Origin of the sequence: Staphylococcus hsinchuensis, from assembly GCF_038789205.1 — a bacterium.
GTDB classification, from domain to species: domain Bacteria; phylum Bacillota; class Bacilli; order Staphylococcales; family Staphylococcaceae; genus Staphylococcus; species Staphylococcus hsinchuensis.
This window is the reverse complement of sequence record NZ_CP128355.1, coordinates 1,327,092-1,341,183: the sequence shown is the minus strand read 5'-3', so window position 1 is coordinate 1,341,183 and position 14,092 is coordinate 1,327,092. Positions and strand designations below refer to the sequence as shown.

Sequence of the window (14,092 nt, the reverse complement as noted above, 5' to 3'; positions counted from 1 at the left end):
CTCCATAATATTAGTGTTTAAAATGACGTACGCCAGTTGTTACCATTGCAATTCCGTGTTTGTTTGCCATCTCAATAGAGTCTTTATCTTTAATAGAGCCACCAGGTTGAATAATCGCTTTGATGCCTGATTGTGCCGCAAGCTCTACTGTGTCATCCATAGGGAAGAAACCATCTGAAACCATAACGACTTCATCATTAATTTCGATTGCTCTTTCGATGGCAATTTTTGCTGAACCAACACGATTCATTTGACCAGCACCAATACCAACAGTTTGTTTAGGGTTCGTTAAAATAACTGCATTACTTTTAACTGATGCAACGACTTTCCAACCTAATAACATTGCATCCCATTGAGCTTCCGTAGGTTCTGCTTCGGTAACGACTTCCATCTCTTCACGATTTGTAACGACGTTATCTTTATCTTGAACGAGATATCCTCCTGAAACAGATACAACCTCTTTTTCACTATTATCAATCGTCATATCAATTTCTAACAATCTAATATTTTTCTTCTGACTTAATACATCGAACGCTTCTCGCGTAAATTTAGGTGCGATGACTACTTCTAAAAAGATTTCATGTAAAGACTGTGCTAATTCAGTATCTACTGTTCTATTGAATGCTACAATACCACCAAAGATTGATTGACTATCCGCTTCGTATGCATATTTGTAAGCTTGTTCAATTGTATCTGCTACCCCTACACCACATGGATTCATATGTTTAACTGCAACAGCTGCTGGTTTATCAAATTGTTTTACTAATGAAAGTGTAGCGTCTGCATCTTTAATATTATTGAAACTTAACTGTTTACCATGTAATTGTTTTGCACCAGCTAATGTATGCAATGCGTCTGAAGTACGTACGAAATGCGCAGATTGTTGTGGGTTTTCACCGTAGCGTAATTGTTCTTTATTATCTTTGAAGAACTCAACAATTGCAGCATCATATTGATTTGTGTGATCAAATACTTTAATCATCAATGATTTTCTGAAATCTTCATCTAAATTATCGTTTTCTAATCTTTCGATTACGTCATTATAATCAGATGGGTGTACAACAGTTGTGACATGTTTAAAGTTTTTAGCTGCTGCACGTAACATTGTCGGTCCACCGATATCAATGTTTTCAATTGCATCCATTTCAGTAACATCAGGATTAGCTACTGTTTCTTGGAACGGATATAAATTCACAACTACCATATCGATTAAATCAATATGTTGTTCTTTTAACTGTTCAAGATGTTCAGGTTTATCACGATCTGCTAAAATGCCACCGTGTACTGATGGATGCAATGTTTTCACACGTCCATCCATAATTTCTTCAAATTGCGTTAAATCTGAAATTGATTTAACAGGGACATCAGCATCGACTAAAGTACGCATTGTGCCTCCTGTTGAATACAACTCATATCCTAATTTGTTTAAAGATTGAGCAAACGCAACAATGCCACTTTTATTTGATACACTTAAAATTGCTTTTTTCATGTTACTTAGCACCTCTTATTGAATGATTTTTGATATAACTTCTGGATATAATTGATGTTCGATTGCTTTGATACGCTCTTCCAATTGTGCTTTCGTATCTTCTTTATAAATTGGACAAGTTCCTTGTTCGATAATTTCTCCTGTGTCCATCCCACTGTCTACATAATGTACGGTTGAACCTGTCACCGTATCTCCACTTTCAAATGCTTGTCCAACTGCATCTTTCCCTTTGTATTTAGGTAAAAGGGACGGATGTATATTTAGAATCCGTCTATCATATGCATTGAGTATATGCTCACCGATAAGCTTCATATAACCAGCTAAGATAATCCACTCTACTTTCTCGGCAGTTAACCATTCTATAATCTTTCGTTCGTAATCTGCTTTAGAATCAAAGTTCTTCAACTCATTAATATGCACATCGAGGTTGAATTTTCTAGCGCGTTCGATACAATAAGCATTAGCTTTATCAGTATATAAAGCTGTTACTTCAATATTTTGTAACTTTCCTTCTTCGATAGCATTCATGATGCTTTCAAAGTTACTGCCTGAACCGGACGCAAAAATAGCTATTTTGGTCAATTTTCTACCCCCGTTAACTCTATTGACTTCTCGCCTTCTACAATTTCACCAATTTGATATGCATTTACTTGATGCTTATTTAAGATTTCTAAAGTTTCTGTAGCTTTATCTTCATCAACAATGAGTGTAAAACCAATTCCCATATTAAATACGTTGTACATCTCATCAGTTGAAATTTCGCCTTCTGATTGAATCCAATTAAAAATTTCTGGTGTTGGGAATTGAGTTACATCTACTTTCGCTGTTACACCTTCTGGTAATGCTCTAGGAATATTCTCATAAAATCCACCGCCAGTAATATGTGTCATTGCATGGATTTTAATTTGCTCTTTTACTGCTAATACAGGTTTTACATATAATCGTGTAGGCTCTAAAAATGCTTCTAAATAACTTCGGTTGTCATCAAATTGATCGTCTAAATTAATATTTGATTGTTTAATTAATCTTCTAACTAAACTATAACCATTTGAATGAACGCCACTTGATTCAAGACCAATGATTACTTGACCTGGCTTGACTGAAGAACCATCGATATAGTCATCTTTTTCAACTGCGCCTACTGCAAAACCAGCTAAATCATATTCACCTTCATGGTACATTTCGCCCATCTCAGCTGTTTCTCCACCGATTAAAGCAGTGTTTGTTTCCTCGCATCCATCACTAACACCTTTAACAATCTGTTCAATTACCTCAGGAACCACTTTGTTTGTCGCAATATAATCTAAGAAGTATAAAGGTTCTGCACCTGTCGTTAAAATGTCGTTAACACACATTGCAACAGCATCGATACCAATTGTGTCATGCTTATTATGATCGATAGCAAGCTTTAATTTCGTACCTACACCATCAGTTCCAGATACAAGTAAAGGTGCTTTCATCTCTAGCTGTGATAAATCAAATGTTGCTCCGAAACCACCCAGTCCACCTAGTACTTCTTTACGCATCGTGCGTTCCACATGGCTCGACATTCGTTCAACCGCTTCATAACCTGCGTTAATATCTACACCTGCTTTTTGATATGCTTTAGACATTCAAATTACCCTCTTTATCAAAGTATTGTTTGTGATTTGCTAAATATTCTTTTTGTCTTTCGCTCAATTGATCTATGAAATTCGGTTCATAATCGTATAATCCGGCTGGATAATCACCTGTAAAACTTTCTACACATAATCCACTGTATGGGACATCTTCATCTAAACCAATAGAGTCAATTAATCCATCTACTGAAAGGTAAGCAACAGAATCAGCACCGATATGTTCGCTTATTTCTTCTGGTGATTTATTTGCTGAAATTAATTCTGACGTAGTAGAAACATCAATGCCGTAAAAGCTTGGGAACATAAATTCAGGTGATGCAATACGTACATGTATTGATTTCGCACCTGCATCTTTAAGCATGCGCACAATTCTACGGCTTGTCGTACCTCTTACAATTGAGTCATCAACTAGGACGATATTTTTATCTTGTACAATATCTTTCACAGCTGATAATTTTACGCGTACACCTTGTTCACGGAGTTCTTGTGTCGGTTGAATAAAAGTTCTTGCAACATATTGGTTTTTTACGAGTCCCATTTCATAAGGTAAACCACTTTCTTCGGCGTACCCAGATGCAGCAGAAAGTGATGAATTCGGTACACCAATCACCATGTCGGCATCTTGCGCAGGACTTTCAATCGCTAATTGTTTACCAGATTGTTTACGTACGGCGTGTACGTTTTTACCTGCAATTGTAGAATCTGGTCTTGCAAAATAAATATATTCCATAGCTGAAATCGCTGTCGTAGTATGATGTGTATATGATTCCACTCGAATACCGTCATCATTTATTACAACATATTCACCTGCATGGATATCACGAACGAATTCGCCACCTAGTACATCTATTGCACAAGTTTCACTTGCTAATATATACGCACCGTTTTTCATTTTACCGACAACTAACGGTCGGATTGCATTAGGATCGACTGCCCCGTATAGTGCATCTTTTGTTAATAATGCAAACGTGAAACCACCTTTAATCTTTCTTAAGCTTTCTTTTAATGCTTCTTCAAATGAAGGTGCTTTACTTCTACGAATTAAGTGCATAATTACTTCAGTATCTGATGAAGAATGGAATATAGATCCTTGATGTTCTAATGCTTTTCTTAAACTTTGCGCATTGATTAAATTACCATTGTGACAAACTGCTACACTCATATCATAGAAATGATATACGAACGGTTGAATGTTTTCGATGCCTTTATTTCCAGATGTTGCGTATCTCACATGGCCGATTGCATGTTGGTGCGATTTTAATGATTCTAATTTAATGTCTGAAATAGCTTCAGTTAATAAACCTAAACCGCGCTCACCTTTAAGTGTTTCTCCATTTGAAACTGCAATACCGGCACCTTCTTGACCACGATGCTGTAAACTATGCAGTCCCATATAAGTTAATTGTGCTGCCTCGTTATGATTCCAAATACCAAATACGCCACATTCTTCATTTAATCCACTGATGTCATACATTGAGGAATTGCTCCTTCCCATATTTCATTCAGATTTGAAACTTCGCGTTCCACATTCGTTTGTTTATTTGTAACTTTGAAACTGTTATCTGATGTTAATGTTCCAATTTCAACTGCATTATCTATGTCTAATGACTGACCTTCTTTAACTGTTACGATATAGCGTCCTTGTGTTTCACTAAATAATTGTTCATTCGTAACATCTAATTCAACATCCATACCCAATTGGTAATGTGCACTTAATTTAGCTAGTGTAATTAATAAACCACCTTTACCAACTGTTTGTACATGTGATGCTACGCCATTTCTAATTGCAGATTTGATCGCTTCACCTTTTTGAATTTCATCTGACAAATCAATGCTTTCAAATTCGTGATTGACTTTATCAAATAATAATTTCTCAATTTGACTTCCACCAAAGTCATTATTTGTTTCGCCTACCACATATACTTTTTCATTCGCTTGAGGTTTAAAGTCATTTAAATAATTGATATCTTCAATTAAACCGACCATACCAACTATTGGAGTTGGGAATATAGAAGTCTCACGTGTTTCGTTATATAATGAAACATTTCCTGAAACGACTGGCGTTTCTAACGATCTACAAGCTTCCGCCATGCCTTTTGTAGAATCATTTAATTGTTGATAAATTTCTTTTTTCTCTGGTGAACCGTAGTTAAGACAATCCGTCATAGCTAATGGTGTGGCACCTACTGCGATTAGATTACGATAGGCCTCTGCTACAACCATCTTTCCACCTTCATAAGGATTATTAAATACATAACGTGCTTCACCATCAATTGTTGAAGCTATAGCTTTATTTGTGTCTTCCACTCGTACTACAGATGATTGAAGTCCTGGTTTGATAATTGTATTCGCACCAACTTGTTGATCGTATTGTTCGTATAAATAACGTTTAGATGCTATCGTTGGATGTTGTAACAATTGATCAAAGACATTGTTAACGTCGATATCGCTGTAATCATTTTTACTTTGGTTATACTCAGGTGCTTCACCTTCTAAGACATAAACAGGAGCTTCATCAGATAATGGTTGAACAGGAATATCTGCATAAACTTCATCTTCATAAGTTAATACGAATTGATCTGTATCTGTAACTTCACCAATAACTGCACTATCTAATTCATGTTTTTCAAATAAATCTAAGAACTTATCCTCAGTGCCTTTTTCAACTACGAGTAACATACGTTCTTGCGTTTCTGATAACATCATTTCGTACGGTGAGATGCCTTCTTCTCGTGTTGGAACCTTTTCTAATTGTAAGTGTAGGCCACTTCCACCTTTAGCTGCCATTTCTGAAGAAGATGATGTTAAACCAGCAGCACCCATATCTTGGATACCTATAAGTTCATCGTACGTAATCGCTTCTAAAGTAGCTTCCATCAATTTCTTACCTACGAATGGGTCCCCGATTTGAACAGAAGGTCGTTTACTTTCGCTATCTTCACTCAATTCTTCAGATGCAAATGTAGCGCCGTGAATGCCATCACGCCCTGTTTTAAGACCGACATAAATTACAGAGTTTCCTACACCTTTAGCTGTACCTTTTTGTACCATGTCGTGGTCGATAATACCTACACACATTGCATTTACTAAAGGATTGCCATCATAGCGATCGTCAAATTCAATTTCACCAGCTGTAGTTGGAATTCCGATACAGTTACCATAACCACCGATACCTGCAACTACACCATTTAATAAGCGACGATTTTGTTTTTCTGTTAATTCACCAAAACGTAAACTATTTAATAGATTAATAGGTCTTGCACCTATTGAAACGATATCTCTAATAATACCTCCGACACCAGTTGCTGCACCTTGATATGGTTCAACGGCTGAAGGGTGGTTATGTGATTCAACCTTAAATACTACTGCTTGATTGTCGCCGATGTCTACAACACCTGCACCTTCACCAGGACCCATTAATACATGTTCACCTGATGTTGGGAATTGTGTTAAAAACGGTTTTGAATGTTTATAAGAGCAATGTTCACTCCACATAACTGAGAAGATACCAATTTCAGTAAAATTTGGTTCTCTTTCTAATATTTCACAAACTTTATCGTATTCAGCATCACTTAAACCCATGTCTTTATACAAACGTTCTAATTTAATTTCTTCCGCACTAGGTTCAATAAATTTAGACATTTTGTTCCCTCCAACTATTCACCATTGCTTCAAATAATTTCATACCACTATCTGTTCCTAAAATAGACTCTATTGCGCGTTCAGGATGTGGCATCATTCCACAGACATTTCCTTCTTTATTTACGATACCAGCAATATCATTGTATGAACCGTTAGGATTGTCTTCGTATTTTAAAATAATTTGATTATTTTTTTCTAAATCTTCGTACATTTCTGACGTGCAATAATAATGTCCCTCACCATGTGCAACAGGATATACTACGACTTCATCTTTATCGTATAAATTTGTATACGGTGTTTCATTATTGATAACTTTTAGTGATTCATTACGACTAACAAATAGATGAGAATCATTGTGTAATAAAGCACCAGGTAATAAACCTATTTCAGTTAAAATTTGGAAACCATTACACACACCTAATACAGGTTTACCTTCGTCCGCTAAACGTTTTACTTCCTTTATAATAGGTGCCACACTAGCCATTGCACCTGATCTTAAATAATCACCAAATGAAAATCCTCCAGGGATAAGCACCCCATCAAAGCCTTCTAAAGATGTATTACGATAATCAACGTAATCTGCATCTACGCCAGATTTTATGGCTGCATTGTACATATCACGGTCACAGTTTGACCCTGGAAATTTAAGCACTGCAAACTTCATTATGCTTTCTCTCCTTCTTCCACGACTTTGTAGCTATATTCTTCGATAACCGTATTTGCAAATAGTTTCTCACTTAATGTAGTTACGACATTATTTACCGCTTCATCTGTCGCTTCATCTACTGTCATGTATAAAACCTTACCAACGCGAATATCATTCACCTGCGTATAACCTAAATCATGTACCGCACGGTTTAACGCTTGTCCTTGAGTATCTAATACTTGTGGTTGTAATGTGATATGCAATTCAATAGTTTTCATTTTTATAATGCCTCCAATTTATTTAAGAAAGTTTCATATGTGTCAATAATTGAACCTGTGTCTTCACGATAAACGTCTTTATCTAAGTTTTTATCACTATGCTTTTCCCAAATACGACATGTATCAGGAGAAATTTCGTCTGCTAGTAATATTTTACCCTCTGGTGTACGGCCAAACTCGATTTTAAAATCTACTAATCTTAAATTCATTTCATCCATTAAGTTAACTAATGCTTGATTTACTTCAAGTGCAGCTTGTTTTAAATGACCTACTTCTGCTTCAGAAGCAAGGTGCAATAATTGGATATGGTCTTCGGTAATTAGTGGATCATTGAGGTCATCATTCTTATAGAAAAATTCGACTAACGGTGTGTCAAATTCGTGACCTTTTTCAAAACCAAGACGTTTTGTAATTGAGCCAGCTGCAATGTTTCGGACTACTACTTCTAATGGGATAATTTCTACTGATTTAACAAGTTGTTCCGTTTCAGAGAGTTGCTTTACAAAATGACTATTTACGCCTTTAGATTGAATATATTCAAATATTTTTGAAGTAATCAGATTGTTTAAACGACCTTTCCCTTCGATTGAATCTTTCTTAGCACCGTTTCCTGCTGTCACTTCGTCTTTATACTCAACGCGTAATACATCAGATTGCTCAGTTGAATAGATACGTTTTGCTTTACCTTCATATAATAAAGACATTAATTATATCTCCCTTCAAATTTCTCTAACATTTCACTCTCAGTTTGATTAACATCATCCGTTAAGATTGTAATGTGTCCCATTTTTCTATCAGGTTTACGCTCAGTCTTTCCATATACATGGACATGCCATTCAGGATGCGAACTAAATTGATCTTCAAGTAAATCTAAATCTCTGCCTAATAGGTTCATCATGACAGCTGGTTTAAGTAATTCAATATTCGCAGGTAATTGTTGACCAGTCACAGCTAAAATGTGTGTGTCAAATTGCGAATAATCACACGCCTCAATTGAATAATGTCCAGAATTGTGAGGTCTTGGTGCAATTTCATTAACGTATAAATTATCATTTACATCAATAAAGAACTCTACTGTAAAAGTACCTACAAAGTGAATATGATTGATAATTTTTTCAACTTCTTCACGTGCTTCCTGCGTTTTATCTGATCGTGCAGGAACGATTGTTTTAAATAATATTTGATTTTGATGTTCATTTTCCTGTAGTGGGAAATACGCAATTTGGTTATCGTTACCGATTGTCACGGTTAGAGATACTTCCTGTTGTAATGCTAAATATTGTTCAGCCACGCATTCTTGTTCTTTTACAAGTTCAGTAGCTTCATCTAATGCACTCTCATCTTCAACTAATATTTGACCTTTACCATCATATCCACCGAATCTCGTTTTTAAGATAAAAGGATAACCGATTGTATCTATAGCCTCTTGTAAATCACTAGGCTCAGATATTTGTACGAAAGGAGCAATTTTCGTTTGAGCCGCTTGGAGTGATTCTTTTTCCGTCAATCTATCTTGTAGTAATTGAATAGCTTCGTATCCTTGAGGAATATTATATGTTGAGACTAATGTTTGTAACTGTGTTGCTGAAATATTTTCAAATTCATACGTAATTACATCTGACAGTTTACCTAATTTATTCAGTGCATCAATGTCGTCATAATTCGAATTGATAAAATCATTGGCAACATACTGACAAGGACATGCTTCGTCCGGATCCAATACGATGACCTTGTAACCCATCTTTTGTGCTGACTGGGCCATCATCTTACCAAGTTGTCCGCCGCCTATAATTCCAATTGTTGAACCAAAGTTCAATGTTTTAAAGTTCACGTTGCATTTCACTCACTTTCTCAACCAATGATCTTTCATAATTTTCTAATTTTTCACGTACTTCATCATTTTGAATACTGAGCATTCTTGCAGCTAAAATGCCTGCGTTTTTGGCTCCTGATTTACCTATAGCTGTTGTTGCAACAGGAATACCACCTGGCATTTGAACGATTGATAATAAAGAATCTAATCCTTTCAAGCTCTTAGACTCAATTGGCACACCTATAACTGGTAAAGTTGTCATAGACGCAACCATACCTGGTAAATGAGCTGCACCACCTGCGCCAGCTATAATAACATCGTAACCATTTGCTCTTGCTTCATTTGAAAATTCAAACATTAATTGTGGCGTACGATGTGCTGAAACTACCTTTTTATCGTACGGAATTTCGAATTCTTCAAGCATTGCGCAACTTTCTTTCATTGTTTCCCAATCTGAAGAACTACCCATAATGACTACCACTCTCAAATTGAACACCCTTTCAGAAATTTGAAATAGTACTACTAATCGTTGTATATTACAAATATAGCATAACAATTAAACCATGGTTTTTCAATCAAAAATCGAACTTTAAAACAATTTTCGTTCTTAATCTACGTCTTTTGGTTGGTATTCGGTGTACATTCTATGTTAAAGTTAAGTTAATCACTTCGAGGAGGAATATACATGGTCGCAAAAATTTTAGATGGTAAGCAAATTGCTAAAGACTATAGAGCAGGACTTCAAGAACAAGTTGAAACATTAAAATCACAAGGTTATACACCTAAATTATCAGTTATATTAGTAGGTAATGATGGTGCTAGCCAAAGTTATGTAAATGCAAAGAAAAAGGCAGCAGAAAAAATTGGTATGATTTCTGAAATCGTACATTTAGATGAATCTACGAGTGAAGAGGAAGTATTAAACGAACTAAACCGTTTAAATGAAGATGATTCTGTAAGTGGTATTCTCGTTCAAGTTCCACTACCTGAACAAGTTAGCGAACAAAAAGTATTAGAATCAATCAACCCAGATAAAGATGTGGACGGTTTCCATCCTATTAATATTGGTAAATTATATATCGATGAACAAACTTTCGTTCCGTGTACACCATTAGGTATTATGGAAATTTTAAACCACGCAGATATGGATATCGAAGGTAAAGATGCGGTCATCTTAGGTCGTAGTCACATCGTAGGGCAACCAGTTTCTAAACTTTTACTACAAAAAAATGCTTCAGTTACGATACTACATTCAAAAACAAAAGATATGCATCAACATTTAAAAAATGCCTATATCATTGTAAGTGCGGTAGGTAGACCTGGATTAGTTACTAAAGATGATGTTAAAGAAGGTGCAGTTGTAGTAGACGTTGGTAACACACCAGATGAAAATGGAAAATTAAAAGGTGACGTTGAATACGAAGACGTTAAAGAAATTGCAGGTGCAATCACACCAGTACCTGGTGGCGTTGGCCCAATGACAATCACAATGGTGTTAAATAATACATTAATCGCAGAAAAAATGCGCAGAGGTATTAAATAGATATAAAGTTGTGCTTAGGCATAAATATTACTGATTAAAAATAAACGTTAATTTCTATTGAGATATAAATAGAAATTAACGTTTTCTTTGTTTTATGCAATTTTGAATCAAGTTCCCTTCACTTCTTATACTCTTAAAAATATCCCTAATGTTTATGTTACATTACAATTAAATAAGAACATAAAATGACCTAAAATTATACATAATTTCTCTCAATGAAAAAACAACTAAGTTATCGTATAAGGTTTGTACTAGTTATATTGATTTCACCGGAAATGTAAAAAGGAGAAGTAAATAAAAAATGAACAAGACCTTAAAAATTTTAATAATTTCTATTATTTGTATCATTCTTACCTTAACAGTTTGGATTTTAAGTGTGATTGCTTATCAGAAACATAAGAGTGAGAAAATTATCGATCATGTCATAGAACGTAAAGGTTGGGACAAAAAAATAAAACACGAAAAGATGAGCTTTAATATAATGATGGGCGACGCTGAAAAATGGGTTGTATATAAAGATCAACCTAATGTTCATTATTGTTATGTAGTAACCCCAAAACCTGCACTTAGTAATAGTGACAATGATTATGTTGTTACTGATATGACTGAATTAGAAAAAAAGGAATCTTACTATAAATATATTTTAGAGGAAGAACCCTATGTGTCTAAGAACAAATCGTAAAATGTTTTCAAGATTAATGAAACGAGTATAAAACCTAGCTTTCTATAATAAGAATTATGTTATCGTATATCGTTATTACAGATTATATTTTTATAAATTTATAAAAATATAAATTATTACATAATCAAATTAGTAATAAATATAAAACAGACTAGCAAAAATTTGCTAGTCTCTTTCCATTTATTTCAAATCATATTTTTCATCAAAGTGATGTCTCTTTTTATATTTTTCACGCTTTTTCTTATTATTCCAATATTTATTATATTTATCTTTTAAATTTGCATCACCAGTTATTTTACCATTATCATCAACATCATATTGATATGTATTATAAGGTTCATCTTTATAAGTGACTTCTAAATAGTTATATCCAGTATTTAACGTGAAAGTGGGCTCTTCTGTTTTGATTCTCTTTTCCCACCCTTTTTTCTTAAGTACACGATGAACTTTCTCTTTGATTTTAGCTTCTTCATGTTTTTGATAATTTAAATACATATGTTTTCCTGCATAGATAATTACGACTAAAGCAATAATTAAAATAATGACGACAATTGAAATAATTTTAAATATTTTTTTCATATTAAGCTCCTAAAGTAAATTTTTATTCTTGTTAATATTTTGTAAAAAATAAATATTATTCTACCTTTTTATGATATGTTTTTAAATGTAATAAAGTCAAATCAATCGAAGAAATTAATGAAAAAGTTAGTTAAGAACTTATTATGTGGCACTGTTTTAACTACAGTAAGTGTCAATGCACAAGATGATAGCTCAAATAACTTGAGTCGTTGAAAGAATTGCAAGAAGAAGGTGGTGTTTCTAAATCAATTGAGGTTAAAAATTCCAATGCATATTATATACAACGTCACTACCTATAACAAAACATTATATTAATATTAATAAACGCCTAAACCTTTATTTCACAAGGTTTGGGCGCTTTCGGTCATATGTTGTTTTTACATCTGTAATAAATAGTTGATGTAAATCGTTTTCATTTGTACATGTTTTGTATCTTTATTTAATTTGTGGGGTTTAAGTTTTACTCGTACCTCCCCCAGTTTTTTAATATCTTTTATAGTTATTTATGCTTGTATGCTTAATTTAGGTATAAATGATTCGAAATGAATTTTCGAAGGCGCGATGCCCATAGCTTTCAATGTTTCAATCATAGATTGTAAAAATGATTGGCCACCGCACACATAAATTTCAGTTTCATCATTAATATAATTTTTTAAATAGCTTTCATCAATATAGCCATTTTTACGTTTATCATATATTACATAGCTACTATTATTTCCAGATTCTGCAATTTCAGTTAATGTTTCTTCAAAAGGAACATCATTTATATCAGAAGTGTTTTGAATAAAATTAACTTCATTTTCCCCTTTCGAAAGTTGTTTGAACATTGGAATTAATGGCGTTACACCTATACCAGAACCAATAAATAGTTGTGGATGCGTTTCATTTTGAATAGAAAAAGCGCCTACAGGTGCAGATAATTGAATTTGATCACCGACTTTGTATTCATCATGTAAAACGGTAGAAACTTCACCTTCATGTTCTGTTGACGTATCTCGCTTTACTGCGAAAGTTAATGTATCATTATTTCCTTCAATAATAGAATAGTGTCGTTTTGCACGGTATGGTAGATGTTCACTTTCTATATCAACTGTAATAAATTGACCTGGTGTAAAATGACTGAAATCGAACTGTTCTGATTTTACTGTGAATGATTTAATATCTGTTGAAACTTGTTCAATTTGTAAAATTTCGAATAATTCGAATCCTTCCCAAGCCATTTGTTCATATATTTGTTGTTCTACTTTAATAAAGACATCAGCGATTTCTTGGTAAGCTTTTCCCCACGTTACGACGATTTCATCCTCGCTATCTAAATCTAATACTTCTTGTATAGCTTCTAACAAATGCTTTCCTACAATGTCATATCCAGCTGGTGGTACTTGTAATGCACAATGTTTATACGCTATTTCTTCTACAACAGGTAATATACGCGTTAGATCTTCAATATTCATTGCTGCTGCGAGAACGCTTTGTGCTAATGCAGTTGATTGTAAACCTTTTTTCTGATTCGTTTGATTAAACATATTTTTTAGTTCAGGATGCTGATTAAACATGCTTTTATAAAAATAAGAAGTGATTGCTACGCCCTTTTCTTGTAAAACTGGTACTGTTTGTTGAATAATATTTTTTTCATTTTCATTTAACATTTTAAGCTACTCCCTTATTCAAAATATATATCCTTCAATAATTATTATAATACAAAACATCGTTCAAAATAGTTTTATGTGATAATATTCATAAATATGTCACTTTACTTAATTTTAACTCAAATTTTTATACTAGTTAAAATTCGATGGTT

General features: G+C 33.9%; 14 protein-coding genes. 2 read left to right on the top strand and 12 right to left on the bottom strand.

Annotation, left to right across the window (positions count from 1 at the left end; genetic code table 11):
• Positions 1 to 10: 10 nt before the first annotated feature.
• Genes purH through purE form a run of 10 tightly spaced genes read right to left on the bottom strand, consistent with a single transcriptional unit; the run spans position 11 to position 9,974 of the window.
• Complete coding sequence (purH, locus tag QQM35_RS06740) at positions 11 to 1,489, bottom strand: bifunctional phosphoribosylaminoimidazolecarboxamide formyltransferase/IMP cyclohydrolase (protein ID WP_251516045.1); 1,479 nt, start codon at positions 1,487 to 1,489, stop codon at positions 11 to 13.
• 15 nt (positions 1,490 to 1,504) lie between these two features.
• Positions 1,505 to 2,071 (bottom strand): phosphoribosylglycinamide formyltransferase, encoded by a 567-nt coding sequence (gene purN, locus QQM35_RS06735; protein WP_251943160.1) that lies wholly within the window; start codon positions 2,069 to 2,071, stop codon positions 1,505 to 1,507.
• Positions 2,068 to 3,102: a phosphoribosylformylglycinamidine cyclo-ligase gene (gene purM / locus QQM35_RS06730; protein ID WP_251516039.1), complete on the bottom strand. Its 1,035-nt coding sequence runs from the start codon at positions 3,100 to 3,102 to the stop codon at positions 2,068 to 2,070. Before purM ends, purN begins: the two co-directional genes overlap by 4 nt.
• Positions 3,095 to 4,582, bottom strand: coding sequence for an amidophosphoribosyltransferase (purF, locus tag QQM35_RS06725; protein ID WP_251516036.1), 1,488 nt, complete (start codon positions 4,580 to 4,582; stop codon positions 3,095 to 3,097). The genes purM and purF overlap by 8 nt, the downstream gene beginning before the upstream one ends.
• A complete protein-coding gene (gene purL / locus QQM35_RS06720) occupies positions 4,561 to 6,750 on the bottom strand; it encodes a phosphoribosylformylglycinamidine synthase subunit PurL (protein ID WP_251516033.1) in 2,190 nt (729 codons plus the stop codon). The genes purF and purL overlap by 22 nt, the downstream gene beginning before the upstream one ends.
• Complete coding sequence (purQ, locus tag QQM35_RS06715; protein WP_251516031.1) at positions 6,743 to 7,414, bottom strand: phosphoribosylformylglycinamidine synthase I; 672 nt, start codon at positions 7,412 to 7,414, stop codon at positions 6,743 to 6,745. Before purQ ends, purL begins: the two co-directional genes overlap by 8 nt.
• Positions 7,414 to 7,674, bottom strand: coding sequence for a phosphoribosylformylglycinamidine synthase subunit PurS (purS, locus tag QQM35_RS06710; RefSeq protein WP_251516028.1), 261 nt, complete (start codon positions 7,672 to 7,674; stop codon positions 7,414 to 7,416). The genes purQ and purS overlap by 1 nt, the downstream gene beginning before the upstream one ends.
• A 2-nt stretch (positions 7,675 to 7,676) precedes the next feature.
• Positions 7,677 to 8,378: a phosphoribosylaminoimidazolesuccinocarboxamide synthase gene (purC, locus tag QQM35_RS06705; protein ID WP_251516025.1), complete on the bottom strand. Its 702-nt coding sequence runs from the start codon at positions 8,376 to 8,378 to the stop codon at positions 7,677 to 7,679.
• Positions 8,378 to 9,505, bottom strand: a complete 1,128-nt coding sequence (gene purK / locus QQM35_RS06700; RefSeq protein WP_251516023.1) for a 5-(carboxyamino)imidazole ribonucleotide synthase — start codon at positions 9,503 to 9,505, stop codon at positions 8,378 to 8,380. The genes purC and purK overlap by 1 nt, the downstream gene beginning before the upstream one ends.
• A complete protein-coding gene (purE, locus tag QQM35_RS06695) occupies positions 9,495 to 9,974 on the bottom strand; it encodes a 5-(carboxyamino)imidazole ribonucleotide mutase (protein ID WP_251943163.1) in 480 nt (159 codons plus the stop codon). The genes purK and purE overlap by 11 nt, the downstream gene beginning before the upstream one ends.
• 198 nt (positions 9,975 to 10,172) lie before the next feature.
• On the opposite strand from purE, the gene folD reads away from it, so the two are divergent.
• Both folD and QQM35_RS06685 read left to right on the top strand, forming a co-directional pair.
• Positions 10,173 to 11,030 (top strand): bifunctional methylenetetrahydrofolate dehydrogenase/methenyltetrahydrofolate cyclohydrolase FolD, encoded by an 858-nt coding sequence (folD, locus tag QQM35_RS06690; protein ID WP_251516017.1) that lies wholly within the window; start codon positions 10,173 to 10,175, stop codon positions 11,028 to 11,030.
• 301 nt (positions 11,031 to 11,331) lie between these two features.
• On the top strand, positions 11,332 to 11,712 hold the full coding sequence (locus QQM35_RS06685; RefSeq protein ID WP_251516015.1) for a DUF3139 domain-containing protein: 381 nt from the start codon (positions 11,332 to 11,334) through the stop codon (positions 11,710 to 11,712).
• Positions 11,713 to 11,892: 180 nt separating this feature from the next.
• Here QQM35_RS06685 and QQM35_RS06680 read toward each other — a convergent pair whose 3' ends face one another.
• On the bottom strand, positions 11,893 to 12,291 hold the full coding sequence (locus tag QQM35_RS06680; RefSeq protein ID WP_251943165.1) for a DUF3139 domain-containing protein: 399 nt from the start codon (positions 12,289 to 12,291) through the stop codon (positions 11,893 to 11,895).
• Positions 12,292 to 12,794: 503 nt separating this feature from the next.
• The gene (locus QQM35_RS06675; RefSeq protein WP_342610288.1) at positions 12,795 to 13,940 is read right to left on the bottom strand and encodes a globin domain-containing protein; all 1,146 of its coding nucleotides are present in this window, start codon (positions 13,938 to 13,940) and stop codon (positions 12,795 to 12,797) included.
• Positions 13,941 to 14,092: the final 152 nt, after the last annotated feature.

Excerpts from the sequence above, each read along its gene's own strand:
- purQ (WP_251516031.1), bottom strand. The coding sequence starts at position 7,414 with ATGAAGTTTGCAGTGCTTAAATTTCCAGGGTCAAACTGTGACCGTGAT.
- purC (WP_251516025.1), bottom strand. The coding sequence starts at position 8,378 with ATGTCTTTATTATATGAAGGTAAAGCAAAACGTATCTATTCAACTGAG.
- QQM35_RS06680 (WP_251943165.1), bottom strand. The coding sequence starts at position 12,291 with ATGAAAAAAATATTTAAAATTATTTCAATTGTCGTCATTATTTTAATT.
- QQM35_RS06685 (WP_251516015.1), top strand. The coding sequence starts at position 11,332 with ATGAACAAGACCTTAAAAATTTTAATAATTTCTATTATTTGTATCATT.
- purF (WP_251516036.1), bottom strand. The coding sequence starts at position 4,582 with ATGTATGACATCAGTGGATTAAATGAAGAATGTGGCGTATTTGGTATT.
- purM (WP_251516039.1), bottom strand. The coding sequence starts at position 3,102 with ATGTCTAAAGCATATCAAAAAGCAGGTGTAGATATTAACGCAGGTTAT.
- folD (WP_251516017.1), top strand. The coding sequence starts at position 10,173 with ATGGTCGCAAAAATTTTAGATGGTAAGCAAATTGCTAAAGACTATAGA.
- purL (WP_251516033.1), bottom strand. The coding sequence starts at position 6,750 with ATGTCTAAATTTATTGAACCTAGTGCGGAAGAAATTAAATTAGAACGT.
- QQM35_RS06675 (WP_342610288.1), bottom strand. The coding sequence starts at position 13,940 with ATGTTAAATGAAAATGAAAAAAATATTATTCAACAAACAGTACCAGTT.
- purH (WP_251516045.1), bottom strand. The coding sequence starts at position 1,489 with ATGAAAAAAGCAATTTTAAGTGTATCAAATAAAAGTGGCATTGTTGCG.
- purS (WP_251516028.1), bottom strand. The coding sequence starts at position 7,674 with ATGAAAACTATTGAATTGCATATCACATTACAACCACAAGTATTAGAT.